Below are 13,632 nucleotides of genomic sequence, written 5' to 3' on the forward strand. Positions count from 1 at the left end.
CTTTATGGCCCACAAGACGTTTTTGACAGCCGAGCAGTTTCAACAGGCGCAGGAAATCCTGACTCCCCCTCTGATGACACCGGACGGGGATGTGCGCCAGGTGTTTTGTTTTTCCTCGGAAAGTCTGTCCCACTGGCTGGGCACCAAATTAGAAGAAATCCTGAAAGAAAATCCACAGTGGCGCGACACTCATCCCATCATGCTGGGGTCCTGGGCCCGCGGTGAATTGAGTCCCAAATCCGATATCGACATCCTTTTTTGTGGCGATGAAGCGCAAGTCAAAGCCTTCACTGATCATTTGCATGAGCGTGGTTTAAAGCTTCGCTATCGCATGCCCCTGAACATGGAAGACTGGACCGAAGGGGTTGAAGCCTTCGACATTCTGGCGCTTTTAAAAGCTAAACCACTGACCGCCGAAGGGGCCCGTAAGCTGTTTGAACAGCAAAAGAACATCTGGGCCCGTAAAAAGCACTTCCGTCGCATTCTGCTGAAAGCTGTCAAAGACGAACGCAAGAATCGCGAGAAGCGTTTTGACTCCATCACCAACTATCTGGAGCCCAATATTAAATTCGGCCCCGGGGGGCTGAGGGATCTGGAGCAGGGCCTGCAGATCTATGAACTGTTCGCCGAGAAATTCAACAATCCCGGTCACGCCCTGAATGTGCTTCAGTACTATCGCAGTTATTTCCTAAGCTTGCGCCAGAAGCTTCATCTGGATGGTCATAGCGACATCCTTTCAAGCGCCGTGCAGTTTGATCTGGGGAAATGGATGGGCTTTAAGTCGCACAAGGATTTCATGCGCAGCCTGCAAAGAGGCCTTTCCCGTGTGAGCTTCTATTCAGACTGGATCGTCGAGGTTGCTGAGGCCTCGGAAAAAGATCTGCGCAAAATTGAAAGTGGCACTTTTAAAAAGTTCGAGGATTTTTTAGCTGCGTTACATAAGAGTTCGCGCGTTCTGGTGCAAAAGAAAGTCCGCGAGAATCTGGATTCACTCATCCCTGATAAGCTGGTGAAAACCATGGCCAAACGCCGCGGTAAAGCTTTGGATGAAGTCCTGGACGTAAAGGAATCCGACGAGTTCCTGGTCAGCGTGTTTCGTTCACGCCTGATCGACAAGCTGGTGCCAGAGGTCCGCCGTCTGGTGGGCTATGTTCAGCACGATCAATATCACAGATTCACCGCAGATTCCCACATCATGCAGGCATGTCGTGAAGTAAAACGTATCTATAAAAAACCTTCAGAGCTGGGGCCGCTGAAATTTATCAGCAAGGATTTGACCAAGGAAGACTGGAAGATTCTGACCTGGTCCTGCTTGTATCACGATCTTGCCAAGGGTCTTGAAAGTGCCGAGCACCATTCAGACTTGGGCGTGATGATTGTTGAGCGAGATTTCCGAAGCTACGGATTTTCAAAAGCTTTCACGGACGAAGTGAAGTGGATGGTGCAAAACCATCTGGAGCTTTCACAAGCGGCCTTCCGCAAAAATCCGAAAGACCCCAAGGTCTGGCAGGAGCTGCGTGAAAAAGGCATTTCTGAAGCCCGCCTTCTACGCTTGGCGCTGTTCACCGCGATCGACATTCGCGCCACCAATCCCGAAGCGTGGAATGACTGGAAGGCGAAACTTTTAAAGGACTTGGTCTTAAATCTTCAATCCAAACGTGCGCAGAACTATTTTGATTTCGAGTCGTTAAAGAAACGCAAGAAGTTGAACCTCAGTGCTGAAGTGGTGGAAGAATTGGGCCTTCAGTTGCTTGAAAGTGTTTCTTTAACGGATTTGGTGGATGACTTGAAGAAAGCCGAAACCAGCGAAGTGTCGTTAAAACCACGCATGCTAAAAACCCGCAAGGGGGAGCTGTGGATCCGCTTCCACGACAAAAAAGACCGTCGCGGCCTTTTAAGTGATTACGTGGGCCAGTTGTATTCATTGGGTCTGGGAATCCGCCACGCCTCCATTCATACGCTGCCGAAGGTGGGTGTCTATGACTGGTTCCAGGTGACGAGTTCCCGCAATCTTGCGGCGCTGGCAAAAATGATTGAAAACGCCTCCGTGCAAAGCAAACCCGTGCCGGCCGTGAAGTTTGATACGATTCAGATTGTCAGTGCAGATGACAAGGAATGGGTTGTGAGTTTTAAAGGGGCCGATCAGCCGGGTCTGCTGGCCTCTGCAGCCAAGGCTTTGAGTGATGCCGGTATGAGTATCAAGTCCGCGCGTGTGCACACGTGGGGTCGTCAGGTGGATGATATCTTTGTGGTGAAGCCATCAGGCGATGCGCAGGAACTGGTGAAGACTTTGTCGGAGCGATTGGGTTCTTAGGACATCCCTAAAAACAAAAAGAGCCCTCGCAGGGGCTCTTTTAATTTCAACAACAAACTAGTTGTTTTTCTTTTTTGCCGCACCAGTGATGCCGGTGTGGTTTCTCCAGTTATATTCTGGATCTGTTTTGGTGCGGTTGTGCCAAGCTTCCCATTTTTTCTTAGGAAGTTTGTGAGAGACCTGACCCTTTTCATCAAAGATGTCTGGATCTTTACCTACCAAAAATTGACCGATGGACTTCAGAATACCCATTTATAACCTCATTCGATTGCTATCCCAATATAAGCGAGCAAGGGGGCTCGAGCAAGATAGCAAGGTTCATGAGTGCGGCGCGTCTTAGGAGCGTGGGTTGGCGCAAACGTCGATGATGTCCAGACCACGGTCTTCGGAAACTTTGCCAGCACCTTTGTAGAAGCTGAAGCACTGTTGGGCTGCTTGTTCATAGGCTTCTTCATAGCTGCCCGCGGATTTTTTAAGTTCCAGAGTCTGGCCGGAGAGATTGTATTTAAACGTGTATTCTTTAGAGGCGGCATCACGGCTGCTCCATGCGAAAGAAGTGCAAGAGAAAGCCAGGATTGCGATGGTGATGAATGTTTTCATAAGTCCCCCTTGATCAGGATTAATGTTCTTGCTTTTACATAGAGCAAGGGGTGCGCCAGAGAATCGGCCCGCACGCCACAAAAATGCCTTATAACATACTGAAATAACTAATATATTTCATCTCATAGTGAGGCGTCTCAAAGGGGTATGTAGGAAGTCGACAGGTGACATGTTAGGGAATGCGGTTGATAAACTTTTGGACACTGCTAAGCTTTGATAAAAACCAACAAGGACGTTTCTATGAGAGTTTTTCTTTTTGCGCTTTTGCTTCTGACGGCGACGACTTCTCAAGCCGGAACCCGTGGTCAGTTTCTGGGAATGCAGTTGATCGTGAATATCGCCTCGGTCATGTATGATGGCTCCAATGACAGCTCTCCGCATGTGCTTTTTGAGGCCATGAACAGGCCAGAGCAGGACTCCATGGTGGGACGCGGAAAGGTGCTGGAAGCTCCTCAGAAAGTGCTTAATTTCATCTGTGCCCGCAAAGGTGAAAACAACTATCATTGTGCCATTTACATCCATCAGTCACCTTTGGCGCGCATTGGTCCGGGAATGGCGCATTTCGAGGCCCGCGGGGCTGAGGCTCGCGCCCTGTTTGAGCAGTTCCACACCCAGGACAATCGCTTCTCGTTCCGTGACGGCGACGGCCTGTTCCTGATTGAGGCCACACCAGAGCGATTTGTGATGAAATTTAACGCCAACGGCGTTTAGTTTCGCACCATTTCCTGTAATTACTTTGTCCCCGAAAAAGGCCCTTTGAGTGAGGGCCTTTTCTGTTATAGAACCTTCGCTAATCGGAGGTTTAACCAATGAAAACATGGATTGCTTTTATTGTGCTGTTTGTGGGGCTGTCAGCCCAGGCGCGCACTCTTTTGGTCAGTGATGTTGATGACACGATCAAACTGGCCCACGTAAAGGATCTGTCGGAAGCCGCCAGATACGCGTTTGACTCCCAAAGTCGTTTTGCCGGTATGAGTGAGCTGTATCATCTGATCGCCCAGGATCAGCCCGATCTTGAAATTGTGTATCTGTCCCGTGCCCCGGATTGGTTTATGGGGCGCACTCACCGTAAATTCCTGGCCAATGGAAACTATCCGGACGGGGAGTATATCAATCGCACCAATTATGATTCTGACGTGCACAAGCTCTACACCCTCAGAGAGGTCATGGCGAAAGTCCGCCCGGATAAAGTCATCTTTGTCGGCGACAATGGCGAGCAGGATCCCGAAATCTACAAACAGATCTCAGAGGAATTCGCGGCCCGCAATGTGGAGTTTCATCAGTTCATTCGTATCGTGTACCCGAAGGCCAGTATTTTGCTGATGACCCCGCAGATGATGCTGGAGGGGCAGACTGGTTTTGTGACTCCCGTCGAAGTGGCCCTGGACCTGGAAAAAGCCGGCGTGCTGAAGGCGTCCTCGGTTCAGACTCTGATCAAGGCCGTTTTGCCTAAAATTCTTGAACAGCCCAACTACACCGCCGAAGGCGAAGTCGCGTTCCCGTATTTTGTGAACTGCCGTGATATGGTGTGGAAATGGGATGATGCGATCAACCGTTTTGATGGCGTGAAAAGCGTTAAAGACCGCATTGTCAGCCGCTGCAAGCTTCGCCCGTAAGAGGATCCATGCTTTTAAAGTACCAGCTTCCCCGCATTTATGAAAACATCCTGCCGCGCGAGATTCTGAATTTCGCGCCGGAAGAAAAAAAGGCCACCTGTGATGCCTGCGCCATGTCGCGCCCGCAAAACAAGGCCAAGATTCATTATCGCGCGGATCTGAAGTGCTGCACCTTCCATCCTTTTTTGGCGAACTATATGGTCGGGGCGACCTTCCTGGACAGCACTGCCACGGAAGCTCACCGCATCTTCCGTGACAAGATCGAGCGCCGTGAATACGCCCTGCCAATCGGCCTTGTGGCCCCGGTGAAATACCAGGTCCAGTTCAACAACCGCGAAGAGGGCGACTTTGGCCAGCGCGAGGACTGGTTGTGTCCGTACTACAACAAGGAAAGCCAGAACTGCAATGTGTGGCGCAACCGTGGGGTTGTCTGTACGACGTTTTTCTGCAAAAGCTCTTACGGGAAGACGGGCCTGAAATTCTGGGAAAAGTTCAGTAATTATCTCTGGTATGTGGAGCTGGCCCTGTTGGAAGAGGCTCTGGCGATGCTGGATTTTTCCCCGCGCCAGGTGATGACTTTATTGGACTATCACAATCGATTTGACGGCACAGCGGCCGAAAAAAAGTCCTGGGTGATCCCGGAAAAGCTCTCTCGTGAGCTGTGGAACGGGTATTATGATGATCAAGAGGGCTTTTATAAAAAGAGCTTTGAGATTGTGGCTAATTTGGATAAAAGTGCCTTCCATGAATTGATCGGTGAGCAGGGACAGTCTCTGGAAGAAGAGCTATTCACCATACTTCCCAAACTGAAAAGTGAATGAGCAGGGTTAGATATATGACTATTCAAGAAAAACAAAACAAGGTTATCCAGGATTTCTCAGCCCTTGCGCAATGGGAAGACCGCTACAAGAAGATCATCGACATGGGGAAGGCTTTGCCGGAAATGCCCGAGTCTTTGAAGACTGAGCAGAACGTGGTTAAAGGCTGCCAGTCCCAGGTCTGGTTGTCAGCGTCCTTGAATGAGCAGGGGCAGGTTCTGCTTCAGGGTGACAGTGATGCTTTGATCGTGAAGGGTCTGGTGGGTTTGCTTTTGAATGTTTACTCCGGCTCCACTCCGTCAGAGATTTTAGCGACGCCGCCAGAATTTTTGAAAGCTTTGGGGTTTGAAGGAAATTTGTCTCCCAGTCGCGCCAACGGTCTTCACTCGATGCTGAAGCAAATTAAGCTTTATGCAACGGCCTTCGATTATTTGTTAAAAACAAAAAAATAGTTGTCTTTCCCTGTCACATTACACAAACTTGTAATGGTGGATGTTCATGATGAGCGTCCAGAGGGGACAAAGTGAAAAGGAATTCATTGGTCGCGTCCATCAGTGTCGCGGTTGCAGCAACGTTCTCAGTCGGTTTTGTTAATATCACTCCAAAAGTTATTTATGGCGAAGACAACCGTGTGGACGTGTACCAAGTCCAGCGCGCTGATATTCGTGAAATCGCGGATTCCACCGTGGCTTTGATTCCATCCCGTGCTGTGGTTCGTGATGCTCAGGGCAACTTCAAAATCAACACAACTACTTATGGTCATGAATTGGATCTGTGCAAATCTGAGCCGTTCTTTGATCAGCCGACAGCCGCGAACTGTTCAGGCTCTCTGGTGGGTGAGGATCTGATCGCAACTGCTGGTCACTGTATCAGCACCAAAGACTGCGCCACTTACAGTTTTGTTTTTGGCTTCCGTATGCTGGATGCGAAAACAGCTCCGCAAACAATCGCGGCTGACGATGTCTACACTTGCAAAGAGATCGTGGCGCGCGAATACACCTCCGCTCAGGACTATGCCCTGGTTCGTCTGGACAGACCGGTTCGTGGTCACCGCGTGCTGACGATCCAATCGACTCCGGTACAGCCGGGCGATGATATCTATGTGGTGGGTCACCCATCCGGTCTGCCAACCAAGATTGCCGATGGTGCGAAAGTTCGTTCCCAAAAGAACGGCTACTTCGTCACTAATCTGGACACCTATGGTGGGAACTCCGGTTCTGCTGTGTTTAATGCCCGCACAAATGAAATCGTGGGAATCCTTGTTCGTGGCGCACAGGATTTCGCCTATGACCGCGTAAATCAGTGCACAGTCAGCAATCGTTGCACGGACGAAGGCTGCCGTGGTGAAGATGTGACAAACATTTCTTTCATCTCTCAGGCCTTGAAGCAGTAGAATTTAAAAAGATTTAAAAACGAAAAACCCACAGCTTCCTCCGAGTTGTGGGTTTTTTGTTTTTTCAGGACCGCTACTGATATCTCAGCGGACGGCCTGGTTCAGCAGGATCCGCGGGTCTGATCGGTTGAGCTTTAATAGCTCCTTCAGCAGGGCAGTCGCGGGTCGTGCTTTCAAGTCGGGCCATATCACCCAGTTTGTCCCGATGTGCTTCCCCGGCACAGGGCAGAAGAGGGGATTCCTTCTGAGTGTTGGCTGGTTTTCGTTTCAGTTCCTCATTTGTCACTGTGGCGCTGGACGCGTTTTGATCAGAAGTCATGCGTTCAGGAGCCCCTTTGACAAATTGAGGAACGATCATCAGAAGAGCCGTTAACCACAGGGCAAATTTCATAACGACCTCCTTTGCATCTTTCATTATAACTCAAATTTGCAGACCGGTATTTTTCAAGTGCAAGAGGTGGGCTGCGAGGATTGTGACTGTTAAAAGACAGGAATTTTGATCGCCTTAAGTCGGGCAAAAAAAAAGGGGAGGTTTGAGGCCTCCCTTTGGAACTTTTAGATCGTCGCGTGAACGCGGTGAGTGTCATCCATATCGTCAAGATAGTTCAGGAACTCTTCGACGTCTTTTCTTTGCTCGTCGGAAAGTTCGGTGATGTTCTTGGCTTTGTAAGACAATTCCCCTTTGGTGATTTTCCAGCCGCGGGAGGTTAGTGCCTCACGAACGGCATCCAAATCGTCTGCAGCGGTGAAGAACTCATAAGTGCCTTCGTCTGCGAAAACTTCATTGGCGCCAGCTTCAATGGCTTCTTCGTCCGGATCAAAAGAACCGTCTTTGGTGCCTTCAATCAGACCCACGCGATCAAACATCCACGCCACGGAACCAGTCTCACCCATGTTTCCTTCATGGGATTTAAAGGCGTGACGCATGTCTGGAGCTGTTCTGTGCTTGTTGTCGGTTTGGCATTCCACGATCACGCCCACGCCGTGAGGACCGTAGCCTTCATAAGTCAGCTCTTCGATCACCTTGCCGTCATCCAAAAGACCCGCGCCTTTTTTGATCGCGCGTTCGATAGTGTCATTCGGGCAGGAAACTTTCTTGGCAGCATCGATCGCCATACGAAGACGAGCATTGGCATTGGGATCAGGGCCACCAGCTTTTGCAGCAACAGCAATCTCGCGCGCAAGTTTGGTGAATATTTGGCCTTTTTGTTGAGCCTTCTCAACTTTTCCGGCGTTTTTCCATGATTTACCCATATATCTCCTTCTTAGGCTTGGGACATATTGCACCAAATCAGGAAATATTTGGCAACAAAGGGAGCGGGATGTAAAAGGGGCTATGTTCAGTTTTTTGGTCCCGGATGTGTGGGAAAAAATAGACAATATTGAAAAGTCCTGTGAGGAGGCCTTTAAACTCACTCAACCCTGGACACAGATGCCTGAAGATCCGGCACGGGACATCCTTTTGCTGCACCCGAAGCTTCATCCCCCTAAAAAGGGCTTTTCCTCTGCCGAAGGGCAGGCGCGCATGCTGCACGATCTGGCCAATATCGAACTTCAGGCCATGGAGCTGGGGGTAAGAACCCTGACGGAGTTCCCGGATGCTCCGCAGGGCTTCAAAGAAGAACTGGTGGCCATCACTTTGAATGAATCCGAGCATCTGCGCATGTGTCTGGAGGGTATCGAGTCCCTGGGATTCAAATGGGGGGACTGGCCGGTGCATTCAGCCCTGTGGCGTGCCGTGAGTGCTGAAGACTCATTGTTGGACCGTATTCTGATTGTGCACCGGTACCTTGAAGGCAGCGGTTTGGATGCGGGGGACACTTTGATCCGCCGACTGGAAGGACTGGGGTCCAATGGTCCTATCCAAAAAATCGTAAAACAGATCAATCACGATGAAATCGGGCATGTGAATTTTGGATCAGAATGGTACCGCGAAATCTGCCGTCAGAAAAAGATGGATGCAGGCGAGGATTTCTTCACGCGCATGGCGGATTTGCGCCTGCGCCTGCCAAAACGTATTGAGCCGGTGAATCGCGTATTGCGTTCCAAAGCCGGCTTCACGGATGAAGAGATTCAGTATTTTGAAAACCTGCGCCTTGATTTCATGAACAAGGACAAAAAGAACTAATCCAAATCGTGATAATACGACAGGGTCATGGAGGCGAAGCTGTGGAAGTTGTCGCGCTCCTCAAATTCCGGTGACACCGTCACAAATCTCCAGATAAAGCTGAAGTTCATGTATTGAACACCGTAGCCAAACTCGGTTTCGGCCACAAAGGGCTTGCGGGTCACGTGCGGACCATTGTGGAATATGCTTCCGTCGATAAAGATATTATGGCCCACCAGATTTCCGCGAGCGGCTCCGTAAACATAAGCCCGCCATGGAAGGTCGCCGTTGCTTTCGCGCGGGTCCTTGATCATGTCGCCATCAGATGCAGAGGGGCGGGTGGGACCAAAATCGTTGGGGATATTCACTCCCAGCCGCCCAATCACGCCGGTGTGTGCGGCAATCAGGGCATTCCCCAGGGACGCTCCGGCATAGGGAATCACATCAAACATGCGTCCTGTGGTTTTATCCAGGACATCTACAAAACGCACTTTCTGAAAATAAGAGACTTGCACGATGGGCTCGGTGTCGAGTTGATTGTCCCAGCCTTGCGCTTCGGGCACATCGACAATGTGGTGGAACCCATTTTGAACCTGTTCCCCCATAGCAGGAGGTCCGACGATTCCTATATCCAGTTCCAGGCTGTGACTGTGGGTCTCTGTCTTGTAGTTTGCAGTGAACCCCAGATACAGCCAGGCCGCATAGGGACGGTCATCCAGGATGGGCTCTTTAATGTCGGTGTTTTCCGGTGTGTAGATTTTCTGATTGAGCGAGATCCCAAAATTCGTGGTGGATTCCGTCAGTTCTTTTTTTAGTGATTTGGACCAGTCCGTCAAGGTCGGTGCCCATGTTGGAATGGTGTCTTCGGCATAGATGTAAGCAAAGCGAAAACCGCTTGAGTAATCGTCATCCGAGTTCGGTCCGCCCATCCGGCGCGTGTCGTTTTCGATTGTTGCGCTGTAGGATTCCCCGCGACTGGCGGCGCCAGCCAGCGGGTTGAGTCCTGCAAAAACAAATGCTGCCAGCAGCAACGTTTTAATCAAGACTCTCGTCCTCTTCCAGGAAGCGCCATTGGCCTTCGGGCAACTGACCCAGACGGATTTTTCCGATGCGCACACGCTTTAGACCTGTGACTTTCAAACCGACCAGCTCGCACATGCGGCGGATCTGACGCTTTTTTCCTTCCTGCAAAACAAAGCGCAACTGATCTTCATTCAACCATTCCACTTTCGCAGGTTTTAGCTTTTTCCCATCCAAGGACAGACCGAAATTCAAAAGCTTCAGTTTGTCCGGCGGCAGTTGACCCTGCACCCGCACGATGTATTCTTTTTCGACCTTGGATTCTTCGCCGATGATCTTTTTGGCGATTCGTCCGTCCTGGGTGAACAGCAGCAGCCCTTGTGAGTCAATATCCAGGCGACCGGCGACGGCCAGGCCTTTGAAGTGTTCTTCTTTTAAGCGGGTTTTGGAATTCCCGAACTGATTTTGCGGGGTGATCAGTTTGATTGCGGGTTGATACGGTGGTTCCGGCTGGGCGGAAACATAACCCACGGGTTTATTCAGCAAGATCGTCGCCAGACGTTTTTGCTGTTTCAGTGCCTGAGCTTCCAGGGTGATTTTAACATCCGGACTGACTTTGGTTCCCAATTGGCTGACAACCTCACCATTGACCATGACCAGTCCCCGGGAAATATAGTCATCCGCCTCGCGGCGGGAACAGATGCCTTTTTCAGCCATCAGTTTGGAAAGGCGTACTTTATTGTCTTCGCTCATAGGCGGATCTCCGTCCAGATGTTGTCCATCTCGTAAAGGCGCAGATAAGAAATCTCTTCGGACTTCACCTGACTTTTTAATTTATCCAGAAAATACAGACAGATGTTTTCTGTCGTCGGGATGTTTGTTTTAAATTCCGGAATCACAAAATTTAAATGCTCGTGATCCAGAACAGAGGTCAGTTTGTTCAGAACAGACTGATAATGCTGCTGCTGTTGTTGCCAGTTGTTGTTCTGACAATGAAAGCCTGCTTCCAGCACATAGTTGTGCCCATGTCCGTACTGCGTGTAGCAGCGGCCAAAGGTTTCGCGGTTCTTTTGCTCGTCCCACGCGGGTTGAGCATAAAAGTGCGCGGCGCTGAAAGGGCTTTTCAGGGTGATAATCATGTCAGATTGATCCCGCCGTCCACGGACAGCACCGCTCCGGTGGTCCAGGAGGAAAGATCCGAGCCCAGGAAGTAAACCGCACGGGCAATGTCTTCCGGTTTGCCAATGCGGCCCAGCGGCTGCAATCCGCCCATTTTTTCGAGGGTCGCTTTTTTCTGATCTTCCGGTAAAGCATGGAACTGATGAATCGGGGTGTCGACCAGGCCGGGGCACACGCAGTTGGCGCGGATATTCAGCGGTCCGCCTTCTAGGGCCAGGCTTTCTGTCCAGTTCACCAAAGCGGCCTTCACCGCCGAATAAGCAGATGTCGGGCCTTGGGGGCGCAGCCCCAGTGTCGAGGAGATATTCACGATGCTGCCGCCACCTTGTTCTTTGAAGTACGGGAAGAAAGCGCGAACAATGCGCAATGGTCCCAGCATGTTAACTTCAAACTGACGGCTCCACAGTTCATCCGTTCCGGATTCAGTGGTGTTGCTTTCATAGATGCCGGCATTGTTCACCACGCATTCCACGCGGTGGATTTTAGCCCCCATAACCTCGTCCAGGCGCTTGTTCAAAGCTGCTTCATCAGACAGGTCACAGGAAACAATGGAGGCGCCACTTCGGCATTTCAAAGCCACGTCCTGCAGGCGCTTTTTGTTGCGACCCATAAGATAGACAAAGTATCCGTTTTTGGAAAATTCGATCGCGGTGGCAGCACCGATGCCGCTGCTGGCGCCGGTGATAAGGACGGCTTTTTTCAAGTTGGACCCCCGAACACCCACTCCGACTTCGTCGGAGCGTAAATGGATTTGAACTGGACTTATGGTAGCAAAAGAGGGGGCCGAAGAGAAGTTATGTCCATGCGCGAAGCGACGTCTATCGGAATAAAGTTCTTCTTTGTCGGTCTTTTGATCTTCGGGGCCTTTTTCAGCCATTTTTAACCCCGGCCACGCCGAGGAGGCTGGAGTGCCGGCATAAAAAAAAGCCGGGTGGGAGCCCGGCTTTCAACGGATGAATTCGAAATAGGAACGGCTTTAAGCCACTTTTTTGGCTGCCGTATAGTGGTAGTACTTCTTGTCGAAGTCTGGCGCCTTCATGCCTTCTTTTGTGATCAGGCCGGCTTTAAACCAGTCAAAGTGCTCTGCGCAGAAACCTGCTTTTTCAGATTTCTTTTTGCAGCCTTCGCCGCAGCAACGGGCAGATTCAAGAGAAACGACATTGTTTGGGATCTGTTTATCAAATTTTTTGTCAGCCATACGTGTGACCTCCAGATGAAATCTTAAGCTGGTTGATTGTCTTAAGACATAAGACTTATCGGCGAAGGTCTTGCGGACTTTAGGAAATCTTCTCAAGTTTAGAAGTCTCAGTTTGAGACACGTATTGGCGATTTTACGAAGGAATAAGGCCTCTGAAGAAGAGGCCTTGCGGTTAAATCAGTTTCAGGAAGCGGCCCAGATCAACGGGTTTGGAGAACAAATACCCCTGGCCAAAACGAGCGCCCAGCGTTTCAAGCACCAGCGCCTCTTCATGGTGTTCGATGCCTTCAGCGATGACTTCGATATCCATGGCGTGCGCCAAGTGGATGATCGAACTGACCACCGCTTTGGATTTTGGATCGCTCAGGATTTTCATCACGAAGGAACGATCGATTTTCAGGAAGCTGATTGGCATCTGAGTCAGGTATTGCAAACCCGAGAAACCCGTTCCGAAATCATCAATGGAAATCGCATAACCCAGACTGCGGCACTGGTTCAGAGCATCAATGGCGATCGCGCCATCCATCATGATTCTTTCGGTCATCTCAAGCTTGATGTTCTGGGTGTGCAGATCATGCTTTTCACGCAGGTCTTCCAGGTTGTTCACGAAATCAGAATGAGTGAACTGACGGCCGGAGATATTGATGCTCATCATGAAATCATCAGCCATGCGCTCTTTTTTATTCAGACGCAGCTGATCCTGAATGGTGCGAAGATCTTTTAAGGCCTGATTGATAATCCAGTGACCAATCGGAATCACCATGGATGAATTTTCAATGATATCGATGAAAAGATTCGGGGAAACCAATCCATGCTGCGGGGAGTTCCAGCGCAGCAGAGCTTCGCAGCCCGTGATGGTTTTGTTTTTCAGGTTCACGATCGGCTGATAGAACAGTTCAAATTCCTTGTTCTGGAAGGCCTGGAAAATCTGATTTTCAAGTTTGATCTGATCCAGCGCGCTTTGGGTGCCGTCATCACCGGCGCCGGAATTGTCGAACTCCACTTCCGAGATGCGGGACCCGCCGGGGCCGCCGATGTTTTTGCGACGCAGGCGTTTTAACAAAACACGCATCAAAAGCTGAACGACTTTGTCGGCAGTGGAAACACGCTCCAGAACCTGTTGCTTGGTGACGATGGCTAAACGGACGTCTTCCAATGCGCGCACACTGGCAGAACGGTTTTGGTTGTCAATCAGGGCCATTTCACCAAAGATTTCACCTTCACCCAGAATGGTTAAAGGGATTTCCTCTTTGTCTTTGGTGATGTAAATCAGCACCCGGCCTTTTTCGATGATATACGCGCAGTCGCCTGCATCGTTTTCGCTGAAAATGATCTGATCTTTGTGGATGTCGACGGACTGAGCTGCTGAATTCATATGAGGTTTATT

At 50.3% G+C, this 13,632-nt stretch carries 17 protein-coding genes; 7 read left to right on the plus strand and 10 right to left on the minus strand.

Annotated elements, in window-relative coordinates; genetic code table 11:
- The first annotated feature begins 4 nt into the window (after positions 1–4).
- On the plus strand, positions 5–2,314 hold the full coding sequence (locus ACZ520_RS09250; RefSeq protein ID WP_464128358.1) for a [protein-PII] uridylyltransferase family protein: 2,310 nt from the start codon (positions 5–7) through the stop codon (positions 2,312–2,314).
- A gap of 57 nt (positions 2,315–2,371) precedes the next feature.
- Here ACZ520_RS09250 and ACZ520_RS09255 read toward each other — a convergent pair whose 3' ends face one another.
- Both ACZ520_RS09255 and ACZ520_RS09260 read right to left on the minus strand, forming a co-directional pair.
- A complete protein-coding gene (locus tag ACZ520_RS09255; RefSeq protein WP_011164408.1) occupies positions 2,372–2,566 on the minus strand; it encodes a hypothetical protein in 195 nt (64 codons plus the stop codon).
- Positions 2,567–2,650: 84 nt separating this feature from the next.
- A complete protein-coding gene (locus tag ACZ520_RS09260) occupies positions 2,651–2,914 on the minus strand; it encodes a hypothetical protein (protein ID WP_088565272.1) in 264 nt (87 codons plus the stop codon).
- Between the two features lie 240 nt (positions 2,915–3,154).
- Between ACZ520_RS09260 and ACZ520_RS09265 the strand changes: the two genes are divergently transcribed.
- The 5 genes from ACZ520_RS09265 (at position 3,155) to ACZ520_RS09285 (ending at position 6,741) form a co-directional block, all read left to right on the plus strand.
- Positions 3,155–3,625: a hypothetical protein gene (locus ACZ520_RS09265; protein ID WP_011164410.1), complete on the plus strand. Its 471-nt coding sequence runs from the start codon at positions 3,155–3,157 to the stop codon at positions 3,623–3,625.
- Between the two features lie 98 nt (positions 3,626–3,723).
- Positions 3,724–4,530, plus strand: a complete 807-nt coding sequence (locus ACZ520_RS09270) for a phosphatase domain-containing protein (RefSeq protein ID WP_464128363.1) — start codon at positions 3,724–3,726, stop codon at positions 4,528–4,530.
- Positions 4,531–4,538: 8 nt separating this feature from the next.
- Complete coding sequence (locus tag ACZ520_RS09275) at positions 4,539–5,351, plus strand: hypothetical protein (protein WP_374032975.1); 813 nt, start codon at positions 4,539–4,541, stop codon at positions 5,349–5,351.
- Positions 5,352–5,365: 14 nt separating this feature from the next.
- Positions 5,366–5,800 (plus strand): SufE family protein, encoded by a 435-nt coding sequence (locus tag ACZ520_RS09280; RefSeq protein WP_464128367.1) that lies wholly within the window; start codon positions 5,366–5,368, stop codon positions 5,798–5,800.
- 71 nt (positions 5,801–5,871) lie between these two features.
- On the plus strand, positions 5,872–6,741 hold the full coding sequence (locus tag ACZ520_RS09285; RefSeq protein WP_464128370.1) for a trypsin-like serine peptidase: 870 nt from the start codon (positions 5,872–5,874) through the stop codon (positions 6,739–6,741).
- Positions 6,742–6,814: 73 nt separating this feature from the next.
- Here the strand turns inward: ACZ520_RS09285 and ACZ520_RS09290 are convergent, their stop codons facing one another.
- Together ACZ520_RS09290 and ACZ520_RS09295 are read right to left on the minus strand one after the other, a co-directional pair.
- Positions 6,815–7,132: a hypothetical protein gene (locus ACZ520_RS09290; protein ID WP_088565268.1), complete on the minus strand. Its 318-nt coding sequence runs from the start codon at positions 7,130–7,132 to the stop codon at positions 6,815–6,817.
- 164 nt (positions 7,133–7,296) lie between these two features.
- Positions 7,297–7,995, minus strand: coding sequence for a YebC/PmpR family DNA-binding transcriptional regulator (locus ACZ520_RS09295; protein ID WP_088565267.1), 699 nt, complete (start codon positions 7,993–7,995; stop codon positions 7,297–7,299).
- Positions 7,996–8,077: 82 nt separating this feature from the next.
- On the opposite strand from ACZ520_RS09295, the gene ACZ520_RS09300 reads away from it, so the two are divergent.
- Entirely contained in the window at positions 8,078–8,869 is a 792-nt protein-coding gene (locus tag ACZ520_RS09300; RefSeq protein WP_464128375.1) for a DUF455 family protein, read from the plus strand.
- On the opposite strand, the gene ACZ520_RS09305 is transcribed toward ACZ520_RS09300, so the two are convergent.
- The 6 genes from ACZ520_RS09305 to ACZ520_RS09330 all read right to left on the minus strand — a co-directional run bounded on the left by ACZ520_RS09305 (position 8,866) and on the right by ACZ520_RS09330 (position 13,620).
- Positions 8,866–9,891 (minus strand): lipid A deacylase LpxR family protein, encoded by a 1,026-nt coding sequence (locus ACZ520_RS09305; protein WP_416480628.1) that lies wholly within the window; start codon positions 9,889–9,891, stop codon positions 8,866–8,868. The genes ACZ520_RS09300 and ACZ520_RS09305 overlap by 4 nt on opposite strands.
- Positions 9,884–10,621: a pseudouridine synthase gene (locus ACZ520_RS09310; RefSeq protein ID WP_374032981.1), complete on the minus strand. Its 738-nt coding sequence runs from the start codon at positions 10,619–10,621 to the stop codon at positions 9,884–9,886. Before ACZ520_RS09310 ends, ACZ520_RS09305 begins: the two co-directional genes overlap by 8 nt.
- Complete coding sequence (locus tag ACZ520_RS09315) at positions 10,618–11,007, minus strand: 6-carboxytetrahydropterin synthase (RefSeq protein ID WP_416480627.1); 390 nt, start codon at positions 11,005–11,007, stop codon at positions 10,618–10,620. Before ACZ520_RS09315 ends, ACZ520_RS09310 begins: the two co-directional genes overlap by 4 nt.
- Positions 11,004–11,750, minus strand: coding sequence for an SDR family NAD(P)-dependent oxidoreductase (locus ACZ520_RS09320; RefSeq protein ID WP_464125155.1), 747 nt, complete (start codon positions 11,748–11,750; stop codon positions 11,004–11,006). The genes ACZ520_RS09315 and ACZ520_RS09320 overlap by 4 nt, the downstream gene beginning before the upstream one ends.
- A 273-nt stretch (positions 11,751–12,023) precedes the next feature.
- Positions 12,024–12,245, minus strand: a complete 222-nt coding sequence (locus ACZ520_RS09325) for a hypothetical protein (protein ID WP_374032984.1) — start codon at positions 12,243–12,245, stop codon at positions 12,024–12,026.
- 172 nt (positions 12,246–12,417) lie between these two features.
- On the minus strand, positions 12,418–13,620 hold the full coding sequence (locus ACZ520_RS09330) for an EAL domain-containing protein (protein ID WP_374032985.1): 1,203 nt from the start codon (positions 13,618–13,620) through the stop codon (positions 12,418–12,420).
- Between the last annotated feature and the right edge of the window lie 12 nt (positions 13,621–13,632).

This window comes from Bdellovibrio sp. BIS2 (genome assembly GCF_055398295.1).

What these genes read in the sequence shown, in the direction of transcription:
- ACZ520_RS09250 (WP_464128358.1), top strand. Translation starts at nt 5, where the DNA reads ATGGCCCACAAGACGTTTTTGACAGCCGAGCAGTTTCAACAGGCGCAG.
- ACZ520_RS09255 (WP_011164408.1), bottom strand. Translation starts at nt 2,566, where the DNA reads ATGGGTATTCTGAAGTCCATCGGTCAATTTTTGGTAGGTAAAGATCCA.
- ACZ520_RS09260 (WP_088565272.1), bottom strand. Translation starts at nt 2,914, where the DNA reads ATGAAAACATTCATCACCATCGCAATCCTGGCTTTCTCTTGCACTTCT.
- ACZ520_RS09265 (WP_011164410.1), top strand. Translation starts at nt 3,155, where the DNA reads ATGAGAGTTTTTCTTTTTGCGCTTTTGCTTCTGACGGCGACGACTTCT.
- ACZ520_RS09270 (WP_464128363.1), top strand. Translation starts at nt 3,724, where the DNA reads ATGAAAACATGGATTGCTTTTATTGTGCTGTTTGTGGGGCTGTCAGCC.
- ACZ520_RS09275 (WP_374032975.1), top strand. Translation starts at nt 4,539, where the DNA reads ATGCTTTTAAAGTACCAGCTTCCCCGCATTTATGAAAACATCCTGCCG.
- ACZ520_RS09280 (WP_464128367.1), top strand. Translation starts at nt 5,366, where the DNA reads ATGACTATTCAAGAAAAACAAAACAAGGTTATCCAGGATTTCTCAGCC.
- ACZ520_RS09290 (WP_088565268.1), bottom strand. Translation starts at nt 7,132, where the DNA reads ATGAAATTTGCCCTGTGGTTAACGGCTCTTCTGATGATCGTTCCTCAA.
- ACZ520_RS09295 (WP_088565267.1), bottom strand. Translation starts at nt 7,995, where the DNA reads ATGGGTAAATCATGGAAAAACGCCGGAAAAGTTGAGAAGGCTCAACAA.
- ACZ520_RS09300 (WP_464128375.1), top strand. Translation starts at nt 8,078, where the DNA reads ATGTTCAGTTTTTTGGTCCCGGATGTGTGGGAAAAAATAGACAATATT.
- ACZ520_RS09310 (WP_374032981.1), bottom strand. Translation starts at nt 10,621, where the DNA reads ATGAGCGAAGACAATAAAGTACGCCTTTCCAAACTGATGGCTGAAAAA.
- ACZ520_RS09315 (WP_416480627.1), bottom strand. Translation starts at nt 11,007, where the DNA reads ATGATTATCACCCTGAAAAGCCCTTTCAGCGCCGCGCACTTTTATGCT.
- ACZ520_RS09325 (WP_374032984.1), bottom strand. Translation starts at nt 12,245, where the DNA reads ATGGCTGACAAAAAATTTGATAAACAGATCCCAAACAATGTCGTTTCT.
- ACZ520_RS09330 (WP_374032985.1), bottom strand. Translation starts at nt 13,620, where the DNA reads ATGAATTCAGCAGCTCAGTCCGTCGACATCCACAAAGATCAGATCATT.